Here is a 21740-nt window from a genome sequence, read left to right as displayed (position 1 = left end):
AACAATAGCGCCCCTTGCGCGGTTCACGCAAAGGGCGCCGATCCAAGGAGGAGCGAGCTTATTCGCCGCCCTCGACGTACTCCGCTTCCGTGCAGTCCTCGCAAACGACGTCTTGCACCGGCTCACCAGCGGCGAGAGCCGTCACCCAATCGATTAACGGGACGCCATTGCTGGCGATCGTGTACAGCTCGGGCGTCACGGTGACGCAGTGCCCGCTGCCACCAGCCGTAAAGCTGTGGAAGTTGTCCTGTTCGAGGCCGGCCTTGATGTCGGCAAGGTTGTCTGCCAGAAGCTGCGGCAGGTTCGGCTCGCCGAGGCCAGCGAGCACGACGAATCCGGTCTGGACCTGATCGTACGCCGCGTTGTACTGGGCGAACTGCACTTCGGGGAACAAGTTGCCCATCTTGATGTAAAACTGCTCGAACGTCATATCCTCGTCAGACACGTCCGAGTAGGGTTCGCCGAGGATATCGAACGTACCCCAAGACCCCATAACATCGGTCAGCACGCCGGTGACGTTGCGATACGCACCCGCGGCATCGCCAAGCTGTACGATCCGCGCGTCGCCATAGTTCTCGGCAACCCACCACACGTAGAACGGCGACGGGATCGCGCCGGCCGAGCAGCCCGTGACAAACACGTCGCTGGCTGTCGGGACGTTGGCGAACACCCAACCCAGCACGGCCGCCGCGTTGGCATAGCCGTTGTGGTTGATTGTGACTTCGGACTCACCCTCTTCGTAGGTCGTCTGCGCGTCACCGACGTGTACGTCGCCTGTGCAATACGGCGCGAGGATCATGTTGTAGTCCGCAAACGGGTTCGCCGGATTTGCGAAGTCGAAGATTCCGCCACCGTTGGTCGGGTCGTCCGACTCATCGACGAACGGGTCGTATGTGGGGTTCGCAGTCAGGTCGCAGTTTCCTTGCATCCAGCACGCGCCACCGCCCTGAAAGTGGATCAACAGCTTGTCGGACGGCTCGCTGGCCGGCCGTGCGTAAAAGCTGTACGGCGTACCATTCGAGCAAATCGTGCCTTCGGGGCCGGGGATATTCGTCCAAGCGCCCGCTTCGATCTCATCCCATGCGGGAATCACGACCGGCGACGTGTCTTGAGCCACGCCAATCGCCGCAACGACCAACAAAAGCGTGCACACGATAACCAACTTGCGCATATGTTCAGTACCTTTCTATTGAACCAATCGCAAACACGCGACCGGTTATTGATACCACGGCCGATGCGAAGTGCAAAGCACGTTCATGCGCTACTCAGCGCGGCCGCTGGTCGTTTGGGATGTCCCGCCACAGGCGATTGGTGCTGTCGCGCGGCGACAATACGGCCGAAGTCGTACCCCATGGCACGGCCAACTCGGCGTCGTTCCACGCGACGCCGTGCTCGTCGGAGGAATCGTAGTAGTTATTGACGAGGTAGGTGAGGGTGCAGTCCGTCACCGCGAAAAAGCCGTGCGCCACACCGACCGGCACGAACAGCCCGCGTGGTTCGTCCGCATCGAGATCGACGACAGCCGCGGTCATATAGGACGGAGACGAGGGTCGCAAGTCTGCGAGTCCTACCCGTATCCGGCCGCGCGTCACGACCCAATAATCGACCTGATGGAAGTGGTAGTGCAGGCCCCGCAGCACGCCCTGTGCGCTGTCCGACCGGTTGGTCTGGATGCGCGACCAATCCACCTGCGGGAACCACGACGCCCTGAACGTTTCAACGAACTGACCGCGATCATCCCTGAATGCGCGCAAGTTGGTCAGTACAACGTCGGCGATTGTCTCGTGCGGTTGGAGCAATTGCAGCGCGGTCATGAGTCTCCCTGTCGTGTGCGGCGCAAGGATACCACAGCGCCATGCCATCCCGCATTCGGAGCAACTCAGGCGCCGATCGAACCGTATTACCGTTAACTACGCTATACTGAGCTTGTGCTCCACGCTGCGACGGAAACAACTGGGGGGACATATGGAACCGATCGTACGGGCATCGGGCCTGACGAAGACTTATACGCGTCAGGATGGGACGGTCGTGGAAGCCGTACGCGGCATCGACCTCGAAATTCGCAAGGGAGAAGTGTTTAGCCTGTTGGGGCCGAACGGCGCCGGCAAGAGCACAACCATCTCGATGATTAGCGGCTTGATCCCGCCGACCGCCGGCGATGCCGAAATCGGCGGTCACTCAATCACGCGCGATCCGCTGCAGGCAAAGGCCATGATCGGTGTAGTGCCGCAAGAAGTGGCGCTTTATCCAATGCTCACGGCCCGGCGCAATCTCGACTTTTTCGGACGGATGTACGGTCTGTCTGGCGCCGAACTCGGCAAGCGCATCGACGAAGTGCTCGACGTGATCGACCTCAAGGACCGGCAGAACGACAAAGTCGAGACGTTCAGCGGCGGCATGAAGCGCCGCGTGAACATTGGGGTCGGGCTGCTGCATCGCCCGCAGTTGATCTACATGGACGAGCCGACCGTTGGGGTCGACCCGCAAAGCCGGCGGCGAATCCTCGATACGGTGCTGCGCCTGCGCAGCGAGTACGGCATGACCGTGCTGTACACCACCCACCTGATGGAAGAGGCGCAGGAACTGAGCGACCGGGTCGCGATCATCGACAACGGGTCGATTATCGCGCTTGGGACGCTGATGGAGCTGATGTCGCAGACGGGCGAAGAGGACATCCTCGTCCTGACAATCGGAAAGGAACAAGCCAACGATTCGATCGTGGGCGTGCTTCAGGCGGTCGAGGGCGTCAGCCGCGCACAGCCGGAGCCAGTGGCCGAGGACAATGGTGAAGCCAAATACGCCGTCTACGCTCGGCTTGGCCGGCGCGCGCTGCCCGACGTGTTAACCGCCATGAACGCGGCAGGCGTCGACGTTATGTCGGTCACCGTACGCGAACCGGACCTTGAGACGCTGTTTCTCGCCTTGACCGGCCGCGCGCTGCGCGAGTGACGGAGGACGTCATGCGCAAAGCGTTCATTATCGCACTCAAAGACCTGCAGACGACTCTATCCGACCGCAATTTGCTACTGATCATGTTCGCTGCGCCGCTGGTGCTGGCCGCGATCATCGGCGTGACGTTCGGCGGTATCGGCAGCGGAGGCAGTGCCCTCTCGGAAATACCGGTCGCCATCGTCAATTTGGACGAGGGCGCGCCGTTGAACTTCGGCGGGCAGGACAGCACCATTAACTACGGCGCGCTGATCACCAGCGTGTTGAGCGGCGAGGACATGGGCGGCACGGTTCCCGGGTGGACGGACTCCGCCCCGGACTGTCCAAGCGTCGCGGGGGCATCAGGCGACAGCAGCGCCGATTACTCGATGACTCTGGAAGAGCTTCTCGCACCGGTAACGTTAACCAGCGTGGAAGAAGCGCGCCGCGCCGTCGAAGCCGAAGAGTATGCGCTGGCGATCATCATTCCCGCGTCGTTCAGCGCCGACCTGCAGGTTTCCCCCGTCAAGCCCGCCTTAACGCCGGTGACAATTGAGGTATACAGCTCGCCGGAGCGCCCGATCGCCGCGCAGATTGTCCGCAGCGTCGTCGACCAGATGAGTACGCGGTTCGCAGCAGGCAATGTGACGTTGTCTGCCCTTATCGCGTCACTGCCGTCCGACCCGCTGCAGATTGCGTCAGTGTTCAGCAGCAGCGCGTTCAACGAAGGCATCGTTTGTGCTTTTGCCGGCGTCTCGTCATCGGTCGTGGTCGACCGGCAGTCGGCAACTGGCACCGAGGTCGCGATCAATCCGCTGGTCGTGATCGGGTCGGCGCAGGCCGTCTTCTTCGGCTTGTTCACTGCCAACGGGCAGGCCTCCAGCATTATCATCGAACGCAAGAACTGGACGCTTCAGCGCCTGCTCATTACGCCGACGCCCGCCGTGATGGTGCTGCTCGGGAAGATGCTGGCGGTGTTCATCGTTGTGGTGGTGCAGGTCTTGTTTCTCGTGGTGAGCCTTACGTTGTTGGCGTCGCTCTTGGGCGGGTCGCTCCAGTTCATCTGGGGTACCAACATTCTCGGAATCGTCGCTGCGATCGCTGCGACGGCGCTCGGAACGGCAGGAATCGGGAGCATCACCGCCGCCGTCGCCAAGACTGCAGAACAGGCCGGCATGGTCGGCAGTGTCGTCGCCATCTTCAGCGCGCTGTTTGGCGGCGCTTTCGGCTTCACCCTGCCGACGGCGCTGGCAAGTCTGTCGATCGTGCATTGGGGCGCGGACACTTTCACCAAACTGGCCGCGGGCGACAACGACATCATGCTCAATCTGCTCGTGATGGTGTTGTACGGCGCGGTGACGTTTGCGATCGGGTTCGTGCTGTTCCGTTCGCGCATCGGTGATCGGTAGGGAGGACGACGATGAAAGCACTCAACATCGCGCTCAACGACATCCGCATTGCCTTCAGCGATCGGACGATCTGGATTAATCTCGTGCTACTTCCTGCGGCGTTGATCTTCGTAATCGGCCTCGTCAACGGCCAGAGCCTCGGCGGATCGTCAGAACCGGTGCGCTATCTGGTCGATGTGGTCGATCAGGATCAGTCGACGCTGTCCGGCACGTTTGTCGATGCGCTGGTCGGTCAGCAGCCCACGCTCGTCATCTGCCCGCAGCAGAATGACGCCGAAGACGTGTGCGCGCTGGGCGACGATGCCGACGGCATTTCGGCCGACGATGCCCAGTCGCGGCTTGATCGTGCCCAGACGTTGGCTTATATCGTGATCGTGCCCGGGTTCGAAGAAGTACTGCGCTCGGGCCAGGCGGCGCACATCACGTACCGCTCGAGCGAGTCGGCGACGGCGGAGAGCATCGCCCAGCAGGCGGTCGGCACGGCGGTACGGCGCGTCCAAGGTATCGTGTCCGCCGAACAGCTTGCCCAGCAGATCGCCGACGAGACACTTGACGGTGACGACGCGTTTGTCGATTCGATGCGCACGAGTGCGGCCGAAATCTGGGCGCAGTCGCCGGTTTCAATCAACGAAGAGGTCGCGCCTCTCACGCAGCCCGACTTCTTGGTGGGCCTCCAGCAAAGCGTCCCCGGTATGGGCAGCATGTACGTGATGTTCCTGATCCTCGCCGGTGCCAGCACGCTCGTGCAAGAACGGCGGCTGTGGACACTGCAGCGGCTTGCCGCCGCGCCCGTCACCAAGGCGGAGATCATCCTCGGCAAGCTGCTGGCGCGCTTCGCGCTCGGCATGATCCAGTACGGTGTGGCCTTCGGCGTGGGGTTGATCTACGGCCAGATCCTCGACGTGTCGTTCGGCAACAACCCGCTGGCCCTGCTGATCGTCATGATGGCGTTCTCGCTGTGCATCAGCACGTTTACGCTGTTCATGGCGACGGTCGTGAAGACCGAAGATCAGGCGGGCAGCCTCGTCGTACTGGTCACGCTGGCGCTGGCGCCAATCGGCGGTGCGTGGTGGTCGCTCGATCTCGAGTTCGTTCCCGAGTTCATGCGCGCGATCTCGGTGATCTCGCCGTTCAAATGGGTGGTCGACGGCTTCCGCAACGTGATTGCGCTGGATCAGGGCTTCGCCGGCATCGTCGGCCCGTCGGCCGTGCTGCTCGGAATCGGCGCGGTGTTCTTCATGCTGGCCGTGCGCAGATTCAAGGTGATTGACTAAGGGACGGGCAATCGCAGTCATTCGGCGCGGGCATTCACAATGGTGCCCGCGCCGTTTTTGTTCGGACCGTTATTGGTTCAAGCGCGGGTCGTTGGGGTGCACCTGAAAGATCGCGCCCCACGGCAGATAGTGGGTGAAGATGTTATCTTGCCGGATGATGTTGCCGTTGGCATCGCGTACGGTACGCCCTACGTTCACGTCTGCACCCTCGGCAGAGTAGTCGACCTGCCGGACTTCACCGACGGCTAGGCTGGCGTTGGCTTCGTAGCGGGTGGCTTCCGGCGGCATGCGGTTGGCGACGCGCGGCTGTTCGATCTCCACGATGCGGCCGGTGTTGGTGCTGTAGAAGCGGAAGGCGAGCTGATCGGTGCCGGGATAGACTGATGCTTCGATCAGCAGGTGATACGGCGTGTCGTTCTGGAACCGGAAATCGCGCTCCGGCGTGAAGATCGCGGCGTCGAGGCCCGGCGGGAACCCGCCCTGCTCGTAGAAGCCGACCCGGTAACCGTGGGGATGGCGTTCGATGATGGTGAACCCGCCCGAGAACGCCGCGCGGAAGATCGTAGTCGAGACCTGGCACACGCCGCCGCCGAGCCCCGTCCCAGTGCGGTCGGCGAAGATCACGTTGGCCTCGACCCAACCCTCCTCGGGTTCGAGGTCGCCGAGCAGACGGTTGAAACTATATTCCTCGCCCGGGCCGATGATGACTCCGTCCATCTTGCTGGTGGCCAACGCAATGTTGATGCGGCGGTTTGCGTCCGACCCGGCGAACGACGTCACGGCTTCCGCGACCTTCTCGACGATCCCGAGGTCGGCGGCACGGATGTTGTTGTGGTAAGTCGGCTGAATGTACGTGAACTGCATGCGCGCGGTACGCTGATCGGCCGGTAGGAACACGACGCGCCGAAGCTCGTCGAGGGTTGCCTGCACGTCGAGGCGTCGCCCGCCGACCGCCGGCTGAATCATCTCCAGCTCTCGGGTCGCCTCGTTGAAGTGGAAGCGACCGTCGACCGGAGAGGAGATAAAGCCGCCGGCCAATGACTCAAGATAAGCGGCGAACGGCGAGAAGTCGGCATCTACGGCGTACGACACCTCCCCATCCAGACCGGATACCATGCGAACGTCGAGAATCTGCGCGATCTGTTCAGCCGTAATCGTCCACGGACCAAGCGGGTTGCCGAACGTGTCTTCGGCGGTGACGGTGATCGGCGCCGCGAGGGCGGCGTTCAACGCTGCGGCGGCTTCGTCCAGCCCGGCCACCTCGCCGCTGACGTCATGGACGACCAGCGCAATCGACTGGCTTTCTCCAGACGCGATCGCCCGATCGATGGCTTGCAGAGTCGCGGCAATGTCCAGCACACGCGCAGTTTGCGCCGATGCCGCTTGCACGGTCGTCCCGGTCACCGTGAGTCCACCGCCGGCGCCCGCCTGATTGACTTCGGCACTAATGTCCGCCAATACGGCGATTGCCGCCGATTGGTCATAGGTGATGCTCGGCGTGACGTGTTCGCCGTTGAGCCACGTCAGCGCCTGTGCGACCGCACCGTTCACCAGTCCGTCGGCGCGTCCGGCTTGGGCGGCATCCGCGGCGGCACGCTCGACATCTACGGTGATCCCGAGGTCCTCCGCCGAGACCTCCCACACGCGTTCGCCGTAGGTCAGGGTGTAGGCCGGACGCACAGCACTGGACAGGGCAAACCGCATCGCGTCCGCCGCTTCTTGCTCGGTCAAACCGCCAAGGGGCATGCCGAGCGCGGATACGCCCGGAAGAATCTTGCCGTCGTAGAGGCGTGTCCCAACAACAGCTAGAGCGAGAACGGCCACGGCCAGCAGCAGCGCTGCCCAGAAGGCCAGCACGACAAGCCGTACCGGCCACGGATTCAAGCCGAATTCCGTCGGTTGTTGGGGGCGGGCGGCGGGAGCTTGCATCGATCACTCGTCTCCACTCGGTAAACGATAGTATAGCGCCGCCAGACTGCTGCGGCACAGGACTCGAGTCCTGTTATAATGTCGCGATATGACTGAATCAACCCCTGCGGGAAGTTTCTCATTCGAGGTCGTCGCACAAGACGGGCGTGCACGGGCAGGCATACTGCATACCCCGCACGGGGACATTCCGACTCCGGTGTTCGCGCCAGTCGGGACGCAGGCGACCGTCAAGACGATGCCCCCGCGCGACCTTGCCGCGATTCCCGCGCCACTGATCCTCGCCAACACCTATCACCTACACCTGCGCCCCGGTAGCGAACTGGTCCGCGAAATGGGCGGGTTGCATCGCTTCATGGGCTGGAACGGCCCGATCCTCACCGACAGCGGCGGTTTTCAGGTCTTCAGCCTGACGACCATGAACCGTATCGATGATGACGGCGTCACCTTCAAGAGCCACATAGACGGCTCGCGGCACCGCTTTACGCCCGAAGTGTCGATGCAGATTCAAGAGAACCTCGGCGCCGACATCATCATGGCGTTCGATGAATGCCCGGTCCCGACCGACCGCTTGGTGGTAGAGCGCGCTGTCGAGCGCACGTCGGCGTGGATGGCGCGCTGCCGCGAAGCCCATCCTGACGACGGCGTGCAGGCGCTGTTCGGTATCGTACAGGGCGGCGTGTTTCCCGACCTGCGCGAACGTTCGGCGCAGGCGATCACCGCGTTCGACACGCCCGGCTACGCCATCGGCGGGTTGGCCGTGGGCGAGGGCAAGCCCGCCATGTACGAGACGGTCGCGTCCACGACGCCGCTGCTTCCGCACGACCGGCCACGCTACTTGATGGGCGTCGGCGATCCCGACGACTTGGTCGAGGCGGTTTCGCGCGGGGTGGACATCTTCGACTGTGTGATGCCGACCCGCCTTGCGCGGCATGGATCGGCGCTGACGCCCGATGGTCGCCTGTCCGTCAAGAAGCTCGATTTCAGCCGCGACGAGCGCCCGCTTCAAGCGGACTGCGACTGCTATTGCTGCCAGACGTTTTCTCGGGCCTATTTGCGCCACCTGTTCAAGGCCGAGGAACTGCTCGGGTTTTACCTGCTCACACTCCACAACGTCACGTTTTTGATCCGCCACATGGAGCGCATTCGCGAAGCGATCATAGGCGGAGATCTCGAGCAGTACGGGCGCCGGTTCTTGAGCCGATATTTGGGCAGAGTAGAAACGCTGCAATGACCGGACTTCCGAAGCGGATTGTCGTATGGGCGGCTCTCTCTTCCACACTGATCGGGTGCAGTGTGCGCGGCGTGCCATCGACCGCGCCCTCCGACTCCGACGAGCCGCTCCGGATCGTCGCGACGACCTCGGCGCTTCCGCTGGTGATGGAGGCGATCAGCGCGTACGATGCCGGCGTGCTCAATGTCGAAGTGCGGACGGGCAACTACCGGCAGGCGATTACGATGCTGCTGGATGGCGATGTTCAGTTGGTCGTCACGACCCACCTTGACGCCACCGATGCCGTTCGGGTGTGGGCCGCGCCGGTCGCACAGGACGCCGTGACGTTGATCGTCCATCCGTCTAACCCGATCGAAGACATTTCCCTATCGAACGCGCGCCGTCTGTTTCAAGGGCAGGTCGGCACATGGGCCGACCTCGGCGGCGACGATCGGCCCGTGACGGTGGTCAGCCGGGAAGATGGCTCTGGCATTCGGGCACAGTTCGACCAACTGGTGATGGGCACGCGCGCCACCACCGGCGCGGCGATTACGGCCGCGTCGACCGAGAGCGTGCTGCGGCAGGTCGCCAGCGACCCGAATGCCGTTGGATACGTGTCACTGTCGTCGGTGGATCGCAGTGTACGCGCATTGTCGGTGGAAGGCGTGCTGCCGTCTGTGCGCACGCTGTCCGACAACACGTACCCGCTGCGATCGACCGTGTTTGTGGCCGCCGCCGCCGAGCCGCAAGGGCAGGCGCGCGCGCTGACCGCATGGATGCAAAGCCCGGAAGGACAGTCGGTCATCAGCGCGCTGTTTCAGCCGGTCGTAGCGACGCCTGACGGGCCATAGTCTAGCCGGCGGGGCCGAAGCGCCCCGGCACCATACCCAGCGTGGTGAGCGCCGCACACAACGAAACGACGACCAGAAGCCACAGCGTCACAGCCGCCAGATCGCGATACAGCTTCAGCCGCCCGCGCCGTTCCGCCGCGACGATGTCCGTGGCGCGCAAGCGCATGAGCGCTTCCAGCGCCCGGTTGTTGCCGGGGTTGATCCGCAGCGCATTGTCGAGGCACACCGCACTCTGATCCAGTGTGTCGACGGCGAGGCTCATCCACAGCCACGCGTCCTCGAAATCGCTGTTGGACTGAATGACACCGCGCAGGATCGCCCGCGCCTCCGCGCGTTGGTTCGCCTTGAGAAGCTCGATGGCGTCGAGCAGGCGCTCGATTTCCTCTGCGGTGGCCGTCATGTGCGCTCAGTCCTCGGCTGACACACCGTCGAACAGGTCGTCCTCGTCGATGCGGTTGCGCGCTGGCTTGGGGATGACCCGGGTGAACGTCTGGTATGGCGTGAGGACGGGGCGCAGACGCTTGGGAATGCTGCGGAACCCCCCGCCGCCCTGACTGACGTGTACGGCGCTGGCGCGGTCCCAGATGTCGAACCAGTCGCGGACGTCGACGCGGGTGTGTGTCGGCTCGACGTGTTCAAGGATCTTCACCACGTCGATGTCTTTGTTGCGGCCCATCTTGCGCGGGTTCTCTCCGCGTAGGCGAGACCGCCAAATCCGCCAGCGCACCATCCATTTGGCGATGCCACTGTAGTACAGCTTCTGCACGCGCCACAGCTCATGGCCTGTGGCGTAGGCCGGGTCGGCGGCGTGGTCGACAGCCTCGGTCGTGGCGCGCTGAATGGCGATGTGGTCAGGATGGCCGTAACCGCCGTACTTGTTGAAAGTGATGACCACATGCGGGCGCACCTCGCGGATGATCTCCACCACGCGCCGCACAACCTCAGCAGGCTTGTGCTGCCCGGCGTACCACAGGCTGTCGGGGTCGTGATTGGCGGACATGCCCATCATGCCGCTGTCCTTGTAGCCTAGCTTATACACGTGCGTGAAGCCGAGGATTTCGGTTGCCGCGTCCAGTTCGGCGAGGCGCAGCTCGGCGACCGACTTGTAGCCATTGAGCAGGTCCGGTGAGACCGTCCCGGCGTCACCGTTGGTCGCACACAGATAGTAGACCTCGACACCGCTGGCGACGTATTTGCCGATGAGGCCGCCCAAGCCGAAGCTCTCGTCATCGGGGTGGGCGTAGCTTATGAGGAGTCGTTTTGGCATAGACGATTGGACTTCTAGATTTCAGAATGTTGAGAAGTGGCCGCATGACCCCAGTATAGACGCCACATGCCCGCCTCACCATACGAGGTCCGCGGCGCTTCGAGTACAATCGCACTCATTCGCGACGATGCGGAATCAGAAGCAGGATCGGAAATGACTGAAGAAGGGTTCAAAGTGATCGCGGTGTTAGGTGCGCTGCTCGGGGCGTCAGGCGTGGCCCTAGGGGCCTTCGGCGCGCACGGGCTGTCCGCCGTGCTCGAGGCCAATGGACGTACCGCGACGTACGATACCGCCGTGCGCTATCACCTGATCCACGCGGCAGCCCTGATCGGCATAGCCGCACTGGCCGCGGCACTCAACACATCGGCACTGGTACCTGCCGGCGTCGTCCTGACGATCGGCACGGCCGTGTTTAGCGGCGCGCTCTATCTGCTGGCGATTTTCGACCTGCGCATCATGGGCGCCATCGCCCCGATCGGCGGCGTGCTGATGGTGGCCGGGTGGGTGTGGGTTCTGATCGCCGTGCTTCGGCACACGCCACCGGTGAGTTAGGGCATGCAGAGCCACCCGCGCACAAACCCGATCTGGCTACCAGTCATCGGCCTGCTGCTCCTGTCGACGCTGTTGGCCGCCCGCTGGCTGAGTTACGACCTGCCGTTCGTCGACGAGTGGTGGTCGATCTTCAAGTCGGGCGGTGACGTGTATGGCCCGCTGGCCCCGTGGGAGGTCTGGTCGCGGATCGTGACCATCGATCCGGGCGGGATGGGCGCGGGCTACTATATCGCGCTGGGCGGCTGGCAGGCGCTGGTCGGGTCAACCCCGCTGGCTGTGCGTGCGTACTCGCTGCTCATGGGCGTGCTTGCCATCGCCGTGACGTATCGCATCGGCACGCGCTGGTTCTCGCCGGGTGTCGGGATAGGGGCGGTGGTCGCGCTGGCAACCTCGGCCATTTTCGTCAACTTCATGCACGAGGCGCGGGCCTATACGCAGGTCTCGTTGATGGCGGCGCTCTCGATCTGGGCTTACGTCGCGTTGATGCGCACGGCGCGCCCGCGCGGGTGGCAGGTCGCCGCGCTGATATTCGCGCTTGTGGGGCTGGCATACTCGCACTACGTTGCGCTCAGCGTCGCCGGCGTGATCGCGCTGATTCATGTGGCGATCGGGCTGCGGTCTCGCACACGTGTCTGGTGGACGGCGACAGGCGTGATGCTGGTGAGCGCGCTGCTGTACGTCCCATGGATACCGGCCCTGCTCGAAGTCGCGCGGCGCGGGGCAGGGGACGTCAACCGGCAACTCGATTCGATGAATGCAGGTCAGGCGATCCAGACACTGTTGTATGCGTTCAGCAACGGAAGCCCGGCGCTTTTGCTGGTGCTGATCGGCGCGGCGCTGCTCGGCGTGCGCGTTCGTGCGACGGCGCGGTCGCCGCTTGCCGGCGGAGCGGTGGTTGCGCTGTGGGCCGTGATCGGCGTCGGGCTTGCGCTGGCCGTCAACGCGCTCGTGCCGTTTCTCGTGCATCTGCGCTATCTGATGTTCGCGTGGCCGGCGCTCGCGTTGGCCGTTGGACTCGGCGCTGAGGCGCTGCGCAGGCAGGGCGTACCCACACTATTGATCCTCGGCGTATGGGGAATCGTGGGCGCGGCACAGAGCCTGACGCTCGATTTCAACCGTTCGCTGTTCGGGGAAATTTATCGCGCCCCAGCAGCAGGCGTGGAGGCGGCCCGCGACCGCCTGCGGGACCTTGTGCGTTCCGAAGATCTGCTCCTATTTCACTTTCAGCAACCCGGCACGACACCGTTCGGCCTGTTTATCGAAGACTATCTCACGCGCGACCTTCCGGAAGAGTTGAGCCACGCGCAGTTCGAGCTGATGAACAACTCCTTCGCCGAGACCGACGCCGAGTACCGGTCGGACGTCGAGACTATCCTCGGGGCGCACGAGCGCGTGTGGACGCTGCGCGTGCCGGAGGTCGAGCAGTCGCAGCGGTCGCTGGTGCTGCGCGATGCGCTCGCGGACGTTTACGCGGACTGCGGTGTCGTATATGCCCGGCCCGACGCCGAGTTGGCGTTCTACCGCCGATTGCCGGACCTTGACGCGCTGCGACAGCGCCCTCCGCACCAGTATGGCGACGAGGACACCGGGCGCGCGCGCATGGAAGTCATTACGCTGCAGACTGTCAACGACCGCGCCGGAGCCCTATTCTCACGCGACTACTTCGGGGTTGCGCTCGGGTGGTCGGCGGGCGCCAAGCTCAAGGACGGGCGCTGGTCGGTGGCTGTCCATCTGGTCGACAGCAGGACGGACGAGGTTGTACAGCAGGACGATTACGCGCTGCCGACCGGCGACTACGGGTGCCATGTCTCGCTGTTTGACGTGCCGAGGGTCGATGGCGCGTACAGTGTGATGGTGAGCGTATACGCGTGGGAGACCGGCGAGCGCCTGCCGGTCGTTGGCTACCCGGATGGGCGCATTCCGCTCGACTGGTTCATGGTGCCGGGGTCGTAGACCATTTCATACCGGTTGCCGGCATGCCAATGATAAAGTAGTCGCATTCACGACTCGACCGAACGACATTACCGGGGTAGATCATGGCAGTATTCTTTCGCGGCTTGGACGAAGGCGACAAGTACGACCGGCAGTACGGGGACACGTATCTGTACCGCCGCATCGCCAGTTACCTGCGCGGCTTCAGGCGCGAAGTCACGATCATCGTCGTCGGATTGGCGGTCTTGTCGTTCGTCGCGTCGTTTCAGCCCGTGTGGTTCAGCGCCGCGCTGGACGAACTCGAACTCGACCGCAACTCAACGGTCGTCCTCGGCCTAGTCGCTGCGCTGGTCGTTACCGGCATCTTGCAGTACTTCATCAACTACGCGCGCCGGTTTCTCATGTCGAAGGTGATCGGCAACGTGGTCGCGTCGCTGCGCAAGGACGCTTTCGACGCGGCCCTTCAGCGCGATCTGGCGTTTTACGACAAGAACAAGTCCGGCAAGATCGTCAGCCGCATCACGAGCGACACGCAGGAGTTCGGCGACGTCGCGATCATCGCCAGCGATGTCGTCACACAGTTGATTTCGCTGATCGTGCTGTTCTTCGTCCTGCTCAGCCAATCGCTGTTTCTGACCATCGTACTCGTCGGGACGACGCCGCTCACGATCGGCGCGTCGATGCTGTTCCGCCGCCTCGCACGCCGCGCAACCCGCTACGGATCGCGCGCGATGGCCAACGTCAACGACAACATTCAGGAGAGCGTCAGCGGGATCAGCGTCGCCAAGAACTTCCGCCGCGAGGAATTCCTGTACTCGGAGTTTTCGCGTGTCAACACGCAGTCTTACCAGACCAATCTGGCGCGCGGGTTCGTGCTGGCATCGGTGTTTCCGATGCTCAACCTGATCTCCGGTCTGGCGGTTTCGCTCGTACTGATGACCGGCGCGCAGCAGGTGGTGTTCGGCGCGATCGGCGTGGGCGCGTGGTATCTGTTCCTGCAGGGTATCGACCGTTTCTACTTCCCGATCCTCAACCTGTCGACGTTCTGGAGCCAGTTCCAGCAAGCGCTAAGTTCGACGGAGCGCATCTTCGCGCTGATCGACGCGCAGAACACCGTCGTGCAGACGGCCAATGACCCGGTGACCGAACTCAAAGGCAAGATCGAGTTCGACAACGTCACGTTCGCTTACGACGACGGGACCACGGTGCTAAAGGACTTTGACCTGACCATCGCGCCCGGCGAGAGCGTCGCATTCGTCGGCCATACCGGCGCGGGCAAGTCGACCATCGCCAAGCTCATTACTCGGTTCTATGAGTTTCAGAAGGGCGCGATTCGCATCGACGGGCGGGACATTCGCACGCTCGACTTGCACGACTACCGCTCACGCATGGGGATCGTCCCGCAGCAGCCATTCCTGTTCAGCGGCACGATCATCGACAACATCCGGTACAGCCGGCCGGATGCTTCGGAAGAGGACGTGCGTACGGTGGCCTACAGCATCGGCGGCGGTGAGTGGCTTGAGACGCTGCCGGAGGGTCTAAACAGCAGCGTCGGGGAGCGCGGCGCGCGGTTGAGCATGGGGCAGCGCCAGTTGGTTAGCCTCGTGCGCGTGCTATTGCAGCGCCCGGCGATCTTCATTCTCGATGAGGCGACCGCAAGTGTCGACCCGTTCACCGAGTCGCAGATTCAGGAGGCGCTCGACCTGATCTTGCAGCAGTCGACGTCGATTCTGATCGCCCATCGCCTGAGCACGGTGCGCTCTGCCGACCGGATCATCGTGCTGCGCGAAGGCGAGATCATCGAGCAGGGCAGCCACGAATCGCTCATGGCACAAGGCGGGCACTATGCCGAGCTGTACGACACGTACTTCCGCCATCAATCGCTTGAGTACATCGAGAACGCCCGCACCGCCCTCGCGTCCGACTAGATCGGCTTCGGCTCGGGAGGACTGTGAACGCGACATCCACCGGCACGGCATCGACAGCTCGTCAATCGGCGATCGTCGCTGCGGTCGTGTTTGCGCTCACGTTGCTCGTGTATCAGGCGTCACCGCGCAGCATTGACGGCCAAGACACGCTCGACATGGCGCAGACGTGGCTGCGGCACGGTATAGCAGCGTCAACGATCCTGAGTTCGCCGCGTCAGCTTATTGAGTCGGACGGTCAAGGCGGCGAACTCTACCTTGTTCGCCCGGACGGCGAGCGCACGAGCAAGAAGGGTATCCTGCCGTCGATCGCGCTCGTCCCGCTGCTGATCGCGCCTACAGTCTGGGACGACTTGCCCACGCGTGCCGTCGCAATGCTGCTCAATCCGCTGGTTACGGCGGCCACCTGTGGCGTGCTGTACGCCATCTTGCGCCGCATGCGGTTCAACGGGCGCATCTCTGCGGTGTCCTCGCTGCTGTACGGCGTAGGCACGATGGCGCTGGTGCTTGCCGGGTCGCTGTTTGGCGAGCCGCTGGCCGCGTTTCTGCTCTTGGCCGGAGTGGGCGCCCTGCTCGAGTGGACGCGCCGGCGCGACCTGCGCTGGCTGATCCTCGCTGGCGCGGCGTTCGGCCTCACGCAGGGCGTTAACTTGACGTATACCGCGCTTGTCGGTGTCGCGGGCCTCGTTGTGATCGGGCGCGGCGGCGTCCGGTCGGCACTCGGGTTCGGAGTCCCGGCGGCACTTGCGCTTGCGCTCGTCTTGCTTGACAACCTCGCACGGTTCGATGCGCTAACAGGCTACCGCCTCGGCCAAAGCGAGGGCTTTACGACACCGTTGGCGCTCGGACTGTACGGCAACTGGCTGAGCCCGTACCGCGGTGTGTTCTGGTACAGCCCGCTCATGCTGTTGGCAGTTTGGGGAAGTATTGGAAGTCTGTTACGACGCCGTGCAGGCACTGCACTGCGGACGTGGCTAGCGCTTGCGTTGGCGTTGACCTTCGTGCAGTCGATCGTCTACGGCCTGTGGTGGGCATGGGACGGCGCATATGGCTGGGGGCCGCGCTTTCTGCTGCCAATCCTGCCGCTGTGGATACCGTTCGTCGCAGCCGCGATTCGCGGCCTGTGGATCCATCGGCCCGGCCAGATTCTCGTTGGCGCAGTCGCCGCTTTTTCGATTCTGGTGTCCGTCCTCGGTGCGGTTACCGACTACGTGCCGTATTACGAAGGGCGTGCCATCAGCCCTGCGCTCGACCCGTCCGAGCCGATGTTTGCGGCTGCGTTGGATCAGATCAGGCAGGGCGCGGTGCTGACCCCGGCGTGGCTCGAATACGGCGTGGATGGAGTGCATTTCGCTGCGGTGGGCGCGATCCTGATCGCTGCATGGGCGGCGTGGCGCTTTGGCGGCCGTGCAGCGTTGATCGCCCTGACGTGTGTCGCGCTTGCTGGAAGTGCGGTCATTGCGCTGAGGCAGCAGGCCCGGCCTGATTGGGCGGTGGTGCAGCAGATCCGCCATGACCTGATCCCGGCGGCGCCCGCGCTCGTCGGTTCGTTCGAGATCGGCCCGCTGCTAATGGACGTCAACAACGACCAGCGGTTCGTGGTGACCAACCCGCAGGCGCCGGTGGGTCATCCGCCGGTGAAGGCGCAAATTGACGCGTTGAGCGGCGATCTGATGTGGTACGTGACATGGTTTCTGCCGGGCGACCCGTCAAACTGGATCGAGGAGTCGCTGTGGCGCGACTCCGCTTTTGTGCGCGAGACAACCGCCGCTGGGCACCGCGCGCTGCTGTTCGACACCTCGCCGCTGCCGGAGGCCGATCAACCCGGCGGATGGTCGTTCGGCCCGATCACGCTGGCGCGTTACGGTGTAGACTGGTCGGGAAGCCGGCTCTCAGTCGTGCTGGAGTGGACCGCGACTGAGTCGCTTAAGGCAGACCATGCGTGGTTCGTTCACGTCGTTGGGCCGGACGGGCAGATCATCCAGCAGCAAGACCGCCCGCCGCTCGGTGGATATGAACCGACTTCGACGTGGACCGCAGGCGAAACGGTGCGGGATTCGCTGGTGTTCGTGCTGCCGGATTCTGTCGACATTTCACAATGCACACTGCGCATCGGATGGAGCACAATCTCCGAGTCTGCGACTGGACCCGAGGGATCGGACCTCGAGGACCCATTCATCGTCATTCCGCTTGGCTAAGGGGCAGGTGATGGAAGCCATAACGAAACTCGAAGTGGTCAGTGTGCCGGCGAGCCTGATTCGCGACCGCATCGACGAGTTCGTGGAGCTCCTGCGCGACTCGGTCGATGGCGGCTCGTCTGTCAATTTTCTTCCACCGCTGGATGAGGGGCTTAATCGCCGGTTTTGGGACCGCGTTGGCGGCGAGGTCGAGCGTGGCGAGCGGGTCGTGGTCTGCGGAATAGTCGACGGGCGCGTGGTGGGTTGCGCGCATCTCGCGATGGCCGGTCAGCCCAATGGCGCGCACCGCGCAGAGGTGCAGAAAGTGCTCGTGTTGACGTCCATGCGCCGGCGCGGGATTGCACGGGTGCTGATGGCGGCGATCGAGGACGAAGCACGCAAGGCGGGGCGGTGGCTGCTGGTACTCGACACCGAACTGGGCAGCGGCGCGGAGCAGATGTATCCGCTACTGGGATACATTCGGGCCGGCGAAATCCCGGTTTTTGCGCGCGCAGCCAACGGGGAGTTCATCTCGACGGTGTTGTTCTACAAGCTGCTCAACCACTCCTTCGGGCCATGACACTGCTGCACCTCCACATCGACGTCTGCGCCGACATCGAATGGCTCGTTGAAGCGCTTGACGAAGCGGAAGAAGGCAGCGAGCGAATCCGGCGCGCATTGGCCGAACCGGCGGTCTTGGCGTATGCCGCATCGGTCGCCGATCAGCGAGTCGCGGCGCTGGTCATGCGCTGGGACACGGACGAGTCGGAGATCGTCTACGTGGCGGTGCAGCCGGCTGTCCGGGGCAAGGGAATCGGGAAGGCGATCGTGCTGTGGAGCGTCGCGGAAGCCCGGCGGCGCGGGGTGGCGAGCGTGATCGTCGGAACAGGCAACTGCAGCCTCGACAACATCGCGTTCTACCAGAAATGCGGCTTTCGCATGCACGCGGTCAAGCGCGACTACTTCGCCTACATCGACCCGCCAGTGGTCGAGAACGGGATCCTGTTGCGCGACATGCTGGTGTTCAAGATCGACTTGGTCGCACGTTAGCCCACTCCATGACGACGACTGGCGTCTGCCCCTTGCTCAGATGCACACTGCGAATGAGCGATTGAGCGCCGACTCGTCACTCATCACTCACAACTCATCACTCAGTTGATGCACCCAGCGCGCGCGTTGAGGGCGTACTGGCGCAGTTCGGGGCGAATGCGCGGATGCGAGTCTAGGAATCCGTCGATGATCTGCACGGCGCTCTCACGCGGGTTAACGACATGGCCGAGGCCGTGCAAGGCGCTTTCGCGGACGGCGTCGTGGTCAATAGTGAGCTGCTGCTTCATGACATCGAGCAGCGAGCGGTCCAGCGCCGTCAATCCGTTCATGCCGATCGCGAACGGGAAGATGTCCCACCACATATAGCACACGCGGTTGAGCGGTTCGGCGCCGGCCTCGTCCAGGTGCCCGAGCACCGGTCTGCAGCGCGGCGCAAGGTAATCGCGAAACAACGTGACGATGGACTCAAGACAGCCTGCAACAGGAGCGCTGTCTGCTGGGAACTGCGAGAGCACGTGAAAGACTCCGGACGATCCAGCCAGTTCCCAGAGCGCCTCAGCGACATGGTCTTCTTGGAACCGGGCGAGGGCAGTGTCCGCCGTTTGGAAGGCGCGTGTCACATACTCGAGTTCAATCTCAGGCGGCAGGTTGCACCAGTAACCGGCGGCGTTATGCGGCCACATGCCGGCATGTTCGGATTGGGCGGTCGAGAACCACGTGTCGAGCCAGAAATCGTAGGTGCAGTTGGTCAGTCGTTCGTCGTTCATCGGTGTCTAAACGTCAATCCATCCGATACGGCCGGGGTAGTCAATGTGCAGCACGGCGCGATCCAGCACGCCTTCGAAACCAATCAGCGCGACTTCGGTATCTGCGAACCAGCATGGTGCGGTAATGACTTCCGATACGTTGCCTTCCAAATCCTCGAACTGAAGGGCAATACGTGCTTCTACAGCTTCAAACGAATGCCTGGTGATTCCCGCTTGCTCAAGCGAAATCCGCGTCTGCGGTGATCCGGCATCTTCAAGCAGGTCCAGAATTTCAAGCGGAAGGAGTGAGATTTGAGCACCGGTATCCACCACCGCTGTCAGTCTGTAGGCTGACTCGTGTCGAGTCTTTAGTCGACAGAACACCTCGACGAAACCCTTCGCGTAGAACCTGAGGTTGATTCGTGTCACCGCGTGGAGCCCGAACGGACAACTCCGAACAACACCGCCTTACTTCGGTCGACCAGCTTGTGAATCGCCGGAGTGATTGCGTCCTCGCCCTTATCCAACTTAGTCTCTGCGTCTGAAACCGCATCCGCAATTGTCGTCCCTGATCCAACGACTTGTCGTCTATAGATCAGAACGTAGCAATCTCCGTATTGCGTGAAAAGGCGGTCTTCGTTCTCTCGCCCCCACGCCAAATCTTCCAGCTGCTGCTGCGGCGGATTCGAGGCATCGACCGTGATGCGAACACGTTTTCCGTTCATAGAAAGGTTCCCTGTACAATAGACTCATTATACCCATCAACGGGGACCACCGCGTGATGTCTACCCAACTCTCTGCCCCCATCGCCTTGCAGGATTTGGCCGCGCCTGACGGCGTTTGCTTTGGCTGCGGCTCGGCCAACAAGGATGGGCTGCAGATCAAGAGCTTCTGGGATCCGGACGGCGTGCATGTCGTGATGACGCACATACCCGAACCCAAGTACTCGGGCTGGCCGTCTTTGGTCTACGGCGGCCTGATCGCCATGCTGATCGACTGCCACTCGAATTGGACCGCGATGGCGCACCACTACCGCGCCGAGGTCCGCGAGGCTGGCTCGCAGCCGCGCATCGACTGCGTCACCGGCACGCTGACGGTCAAGTACATCAAGCCGACGCCGTTGGGCGTCCCACTGAACTTGCGCGCCCGCGTCGAGGGCGAGGTTGGGCGCAAGACGCGCGTCTTGTGCGAGGTCTACGCCGGCGATGTGTTGACCGCCGTCGGGGATTCCGTGTTTGTGCGGGTCGACGTCGGGCATCTCGCGCAGACCGCCCACGCCAAGGGCGAGTAAGCGCCCTAACCGCGCTTGAGCCGCGCGAGACGTTCTGCGGCCTGCTCCAGTGTCGCGTCGTTCTTGCAAAACGCGAATCGCACGTGTTTCGAGCCGAGATGCTTGTGCCCGGCGCTGTAGAACGACGTCGGCGGGATGGTCGCGACGCCGACCTGCTCGATGAGGTGTCGGCTGAACGCGACGTCGTCACCGTCGAACACGCTGCTGAAATCGGCCATCACGAAGTATGTCCCTTGCGGCGTGACGTAGGACAGGCCGGCGGCGTCGAGACCTTGCAACATCAGGTCGCGCTTACGTGTGTAGAGCTCGCGGTATTCTTCGTAGTACGTGCTGTCGAGCGTGAAGGCGAACGCGACAGCCCGCTGTGCCGGGTGATTGGCCGCAAATGCGATGAACTGGTGGGCCTGCCCGACACCTTTGATCAATTCCGACGGGCCGTATGCCCAGCCAATTTTCCATCCGGTCATGCCAAACGTCTTTCCCGCACTCCCGATCGTCACGGTGCGATCGAACATGCCCGGCAGCGTGGCGATTGCGACGTGCTGTGCGTCGTCGAAGACGAGATGCTCGTAGACCTCGTCGCTGATGACGGTCGCGTCGAACTCCTTGGCGAGGTCGGCGATCAGGGATAGTTCGTCGCGGGTATACACGCGGCCGGTGGGGTTATGCGGGGTGTTGATCAGGATGGCGCGGGTCTTGGGCGAAAACGCCGCGCGCAGCTCGTCCGGATCGAACGTCCAATCTGGCGCGTGCATGGGCACGAACACCGGAGTCGCGCCGGCCATCAGGATGTCGGGTACATAGCTGTCGAAGAATGGCTCGATGACGATTACTTCGTCACCGGGGTCGACAAGGCCCATGATCGACGCGAAGATCGCCTCGGTCGCGCCCGGTGTCACGACAACGCCTTTAGCCGGATCGACGGAGAGACCATAGCTGCGGGCCGCGTGGTTGGCGATCCCCTGCCGCAGCTCCGGGATGCCCGGCCCGGGCGGGTATTGGTTGCTCTTCCCTGAACGCAGCGCCGCGACCGCGGCTTCGATCGCCGCCGCGGGCCCGTCGAAGTCGGGCATGCCTTGGCCGAGGTTCAGTGCATTATGCTGCTGAGCAAGCTGGTTGATTTCGGTAAAGATCGTCGTCCCGAACGGCACGACACGATCTGCGATGCGCGGCATGAGACAATCTCCCCCGTGTGGCTA

21 protein-coding genes are annotated in these 21740 nt (G+C 63.1%); 12 read left to right on the top strand and 9 right to left on the bottom strand.

Features of this window, described 5'->3' with window-relative positions:
* Positions 1-58: 58 nt before the first annotated feature.
* Complete coding sequence (locus IPM16_08840) at positions 59-1171, bottom strand: hypothetical protein (GenBank protein ID MBK9123212.1); 1113 nt, start codon at positions 1169-1171, stop codon at positions 59-61.
* 94 nt (positions 1172-1265) lie between these two features.
* Entirely contained in the window at positions 1266-1814 is a 549-nt protein-coding gene (locus IPM16_08835) for a dTDP-4-dehydrorhamnose 3,5-epimerase family protein (GenBank protein MBK9123211.1), read from the bottom strand.
* 151 nt (positions 1815-1965) lie between these two features.
* Between IPM16_08835 and IPM16_08830 the strand changes: the two genes are divergently transcribed.
* The 3 genes from IPM16_08830 to IPM16_08820 are packed head-to-tail and all read left to right on the top strand — an operon-like array spanning position 1966 to position 5611.
* Positions 1966-2949, top strand: a complete 984-nt coding sequence (locus IPM16_08830) for an ABC transporter ATP-binding protein (GenBank protein ID MBK9123210.1) — start codon at positions 1966-1968, stop codon at positions 2947-2949.
* Positions 2950-2960: 11 nt separating this feature from the next.
* Complete coding sequence (locus tag IPM16_08825) at positions 2961-4337, top strand: ABC transporter permease (GenBank protein MBK9123209.1); 1377 nt, start codon at positions 2961-2963, stop codon at positions 4335-4337.
* An 11-nt stretch (positions 4338-4348) separates the two neighbouring features.
* A complete protein-coding gene (locus tag IPM16_08820; GenBank protein ID MBK9123208.1) occupies positions 4349-5611 on the top strand; it encodes an ABC transporter permease in 1263 nt (420 codons plus the stop codon).
* A gap of 69 nt (positions 5612-5680) precedes the next feature.
* Here the strand turns inward: IPM16_08820 and IPM16_08815 are convergent, their stop codons facing one another.
* Positions 5681-7540 carry a VanW family protein gene (locus IPM16_08815; GenBank protein MBK9123207.1) on the bottom strand — a complete coding sequence of 620 codons (1860 nt, stop codon included), beginning with the start codon at positions 7538-7540 and terminating at the stop codon, positions 5681-5683.
* A gap of 88 nt (positions 7541-7628) precedes the next feature.
* Here IPM16_08815 and tgt point away from each other — a divergent pair, with 88 nt between their 5' ends.
* Entirely contained in the window at positions 7629-8771 is a 1143-nt protein-coding gene (tgt, locus tag IPM16_08810) for a tRNA guanosine(34) transglycosylase Tgt (GenBank protein MBK9123206.1), read from the top strand.
* Positions 8768-9601: a substrate-binding domain-containing protein gene (locus tag IPM16_08805; protein MBK9123205.1), complete on the top strand. Its 834-nt coding sequence runs from the start codon at positions 8768-8770 to the stop codon at positions 9599-9601. The genes tgt and IPM16_08805 overlap by 4 nt, the downstream gene beginning before the upstream one ends.
* Position 9602: 1 nt before the next feature.
* On the opposite strand, the gene IPM16_08800 is transcribed toward IPM16_08805, so the two are convergent.
* Together IPM16_08800 and IPM16_08795 are read right to left on the bottom strand one after the other, a co-directional pair.
* A complete protein-coding gene (locus tag IPM16_08800) occupies positions 9603-10001 on the bottom strand; it encodes a hypothetical protein (GenBank protein MBK9123204.1) in 399 nt (132 codons plus the stop codon).
* A gap of 6 nt (positions 10002-10007) precedes the next feature.
* Complete coding sequence (locus IPM16_08795; protein ID MBK9123203.1) at positions 10008-10868, bottom strand: PIG-L family deacetylase; 861 nt, start codon at positions 10866-10868, stop codon at positions 10008-10010.
* 153 nt (positions 10869-11021) lie between these two features.
* Here IPM16_08795 and IPM16_08790 point away from each other — a divergent pair, with 153 nt between their 5' ends.
* From IPM16_08790 to IPM16_08765, 6 genes are all read left to right on the top strand, one after another.
* Positions 11022-11420 carry a DUF423 domain-containing protein gene (locus IPM16_08790; GenBank protein MBK9123202.1) on the top strand — a complete coding sequence of 133 codons (399 nt, stop codon included), beginning with the start codon at positions 11022-11024 and terminating at the stop codon, positions 11418-11420.
* A 3-nt stretch (positions 11421-11423) separates the two neighbouring features.
* Positions 11424-13373, top strand: a complete 1950-nt coding sequence (locus tag IPM16_08785) for a glycosyltransferase family 39 protein (protein ID MBK9123201.1) — start codon at positions 11424-11426, stop codon at positions 13371-13373.
* An 83-nt stretch (positions 13374-13456) separates the two neighbouring features.
* A complete protein-coding gene (locus tag IPM16_08780) occupies positions 13457-15280 on the top strand; it encodes an ABC transporter ATP-binding protein (GenBank protein MBK9123200.1) in 1824 nt (607 codons plus the stop codon).
* A gap of 23 nt (positions 15281-15303) precedes the next feature.
* Positions 15304-17475, top strand: a complete 2172-nt coding sequence (locus IPM16_08775) for a hypothetical protein (GenBank protein MBK9123199.1) — start codon at positions 15304-15306, stop codon at positions 17473-17475.
* Between the two features lie 10 nt (positions 17476-17485).
* Entirely contained in the window at positions 17486-18034 is a 549-nt protein-coding gene (locus IPM16_08770; protein MBK9123198.1) for a GNAT family N-acetyltransferase, read from the top strand.
* Positions 18031-18504 (top strand): GNAT family N-acetyltransferase, encoded by a 474-nt coding sequence (locus IPM16_08765; protein MBK9123197.1) that lies wholly within the window; start codon positions 18031-18033, stop codon positions 18502-18504. The genes IPM16_08770 and IPM16_08765 overlap by 4 nt, the downstream gene beginning before the upstream one ends.
* Before the next feature lie 101 nt (positions 18505-18605).
* Here the strand turns inward: IPM16_08765 and IPM16_08760 are convergent, their stop codons facing one another.
* From IPM16_08760 to IPM16_08750, 3 genes are all read right to left on the bottom strand, one after another.
* Complete coding sequence (locus IPM16_08760; GenBank protein ID MBK9123196.1) at positions 18606-19271, bottom strand: hypothetical protein; 666 nt, start codon at positions 19269-19271, stop codon at positions 18606-18608.
* Positions 19272-19277: 6 nt separating this feature from the next.
* Positions 19278-19580, bottom strand: a complete 303-nt coding sequence (locus tag IPM16_08755; protein ID MBK9123195.1) for a hypothetical protein — start codon at positions 19578-19580, stop codon at positions 19278-19280.
* A 95-nt stretch (positions 19581-19675) separates the two neighbouring features.
* A complete protein-coding gene (locus tag IPM16_08750; GenBank protein MBK9123194.1) occupies positions 19676-19975 on the bottom strand; it encodes a hypothetical protein in 300 nt (99 codons plus the stop codon).
* Positions 19976-20031: 56 nt separating this feature from the next.
* Here IPM16_08750 and IPM16_08745 point away from each other — a divergent pair, with 56 nt between their 5' ends.
* Entirely contained in the window at positions 20032-20541 is a 510-nt protein-coding gene (locus IPM16_08745) for a PaaI family thioesterase (GenBank protein MBK9123193.1), read from the top strand.
* 5 nt (positions 20542-20546) lie between these two features.
* Here the strand turns inward: IPM16_08745 and IPM16_08740 are convergent, their stop codons facing one another.
* Positions 20547-21716 carry an aminotransferase class I/II-fold pyridoxal phosphate-dependent enzyme gene (locus tag IPM16_08740; GenBank protein MBK9123192.1) on the bottom strand — a complete coding sequence of 390 codons (1170 nt, stop codon included), beginning with the start codon at positions 21714-21716 and terminating at the stop codon, positions 20547-20549.
* Positions 21717-21740 lie beyond the last annotated feature (24 nt).

The sequence above is a fragment of the Candidatus Flexicrinis affinis genome, from assembly GCA_016716525.1.
Taxonomy (GTDB): domain Bacteria; phylum Chloroflexota; class Anaerolineae; order Aggregatilineales; family Phototrophicaceae; genus Flexicrinis; species Flexicrinis affinis.
Note: the sequence above shows the minus strand (reverse complement) of the source record. Positions and strands in the feature narration are given on the sequence as shown.

Bases quoted from the DNA above. Each gene is read 5' to 3' on its own strand.
- IPM16_08840 (MBK9123212.1), bottom strand. From the start codon at position 1,171: ATGCGCAAGTTGGTTATCGTGTGCACGCTTTTGTTGGTCGTTGCGGCG.
- IPM16_08835 (MBK9123211.1), bottom strand. From the start codon at position 1,814: ATGACCGCGCTGCAATTGCTCCAACCGCACGAGACAATCGCCGACGTT.
- IPM16_08830 (MBK9123210.1), top strand. From the start codon at position 1,966: ATGGAACCGATCGTACGGGCATCGGGCCTGACGAAGACTTATACGCGT.
- IPM16_08825 (MBK9123209.1), top strand. From the start codon at position 2,961: ATGCGCAAAGCGTTCATTATCGCACTCAAAGACCTGCAGACGACTCTA.
- IPM16_08820 (MBK9123208.1), top strand. From the start codon at position 4,349: ATGAAAGCACTCAACATCGCGCTCAACGACATCCGCATTGCCTTCAGC.
- IPM16_08815 (MBK9123207.1), bottom strand. From the start codon at position 7,540: ATGCAAGCTCCCGCCGCCCGCCCCCAACAACCGACGGAATTCGGCTTG.
- tgt (MBK9123206.1), top strand. From the start codon at position 7,629: ATGACTGAATCAACCCCTGCGGGAAGTTTCTCATTCGAGGTCGTCGCA.
- IPM16_08805 (MBK9123205.1), top strand. From the start codon at position 8,768: ATGACCGGACTTCCGAAGCGGATTGTCGTATGGGCGGCTCTCTCTTCC.
- IPM16_08800 (MBK9123204.1), bottom strand. From the start codon at position 10,001: ATGACGGCCACCGCAGAGGAAATCGAGCGCCTGCTCGACGCCATCGAG.
- IPM16_08795 (MBK9123203.1), bottom strand. From the start codon at position 10,868: ATGCCAAAACGACTCCTCATAAGCTACGCCCACCCCGATGACGAGAGC.
- IPM16_08790 (MBK9123202.1), top strand. From the start codon at position 11,022: ATGACTGAAGAAGGGTTCAAAGTGATCGCGGTGTTAGGTGCGCTGCTC.
- IPM16_08785 (MBK9123201.1), top strand. From the start codon at position 11,424: ATGCAGAGCCACCCGCGCACAAACCCGATCTGGCTACCAGTCATCGGC.
- IPM16_08780 (MBK9123200.1), top strand. From the start codon at position 13,457: ATGGCAGTATTCTTTCGCGGCTTGGACGAAGGCGACAAGTACGACCGG.
- IPM16_08770 (MBK9123198.1), top strand. From the start codon at position 17,486: ATGGAAGCCATAACGAAACTCGAAGTGGTCAGTGTGCCGGCGAGCCTG.
- IPM16_08765 (MBK9123197.1), top strand. From the start codon at position 18,031: ATGACACTGCTGCACCTCCACATCGACGTCTGCGCCGACATCGAATGG.
- IPM16_08760 (MBK9123196.1), bottom strand. From the start codon at position 19,271: ATGAACGACGAACGACTGACCAACTGCACCTACGATTTCTGGCTCGAC.
- IPM16_08750 (MBK9123194.1), bottom strand. From the start codon at position 19,975: ATGAACGGAAAACGTGTTCGCATCACGGTCGATGCCTCGAATCCGCCG.
- IPM16_08745 (MBK9123193.1), top strand. From the start codon at position 20,032: ATGTCTACCCAACTCTCTGCCCCCATCGCCTTGCAGGATTTGGCCGCG.
- IPM16_08740 (MBK9123192.1), bottom strand. From the start codon at position 21,716: ATGCCGCGCATCGCAGATCGTGTCGTGCCGTTCGGGACGACGATCTTT.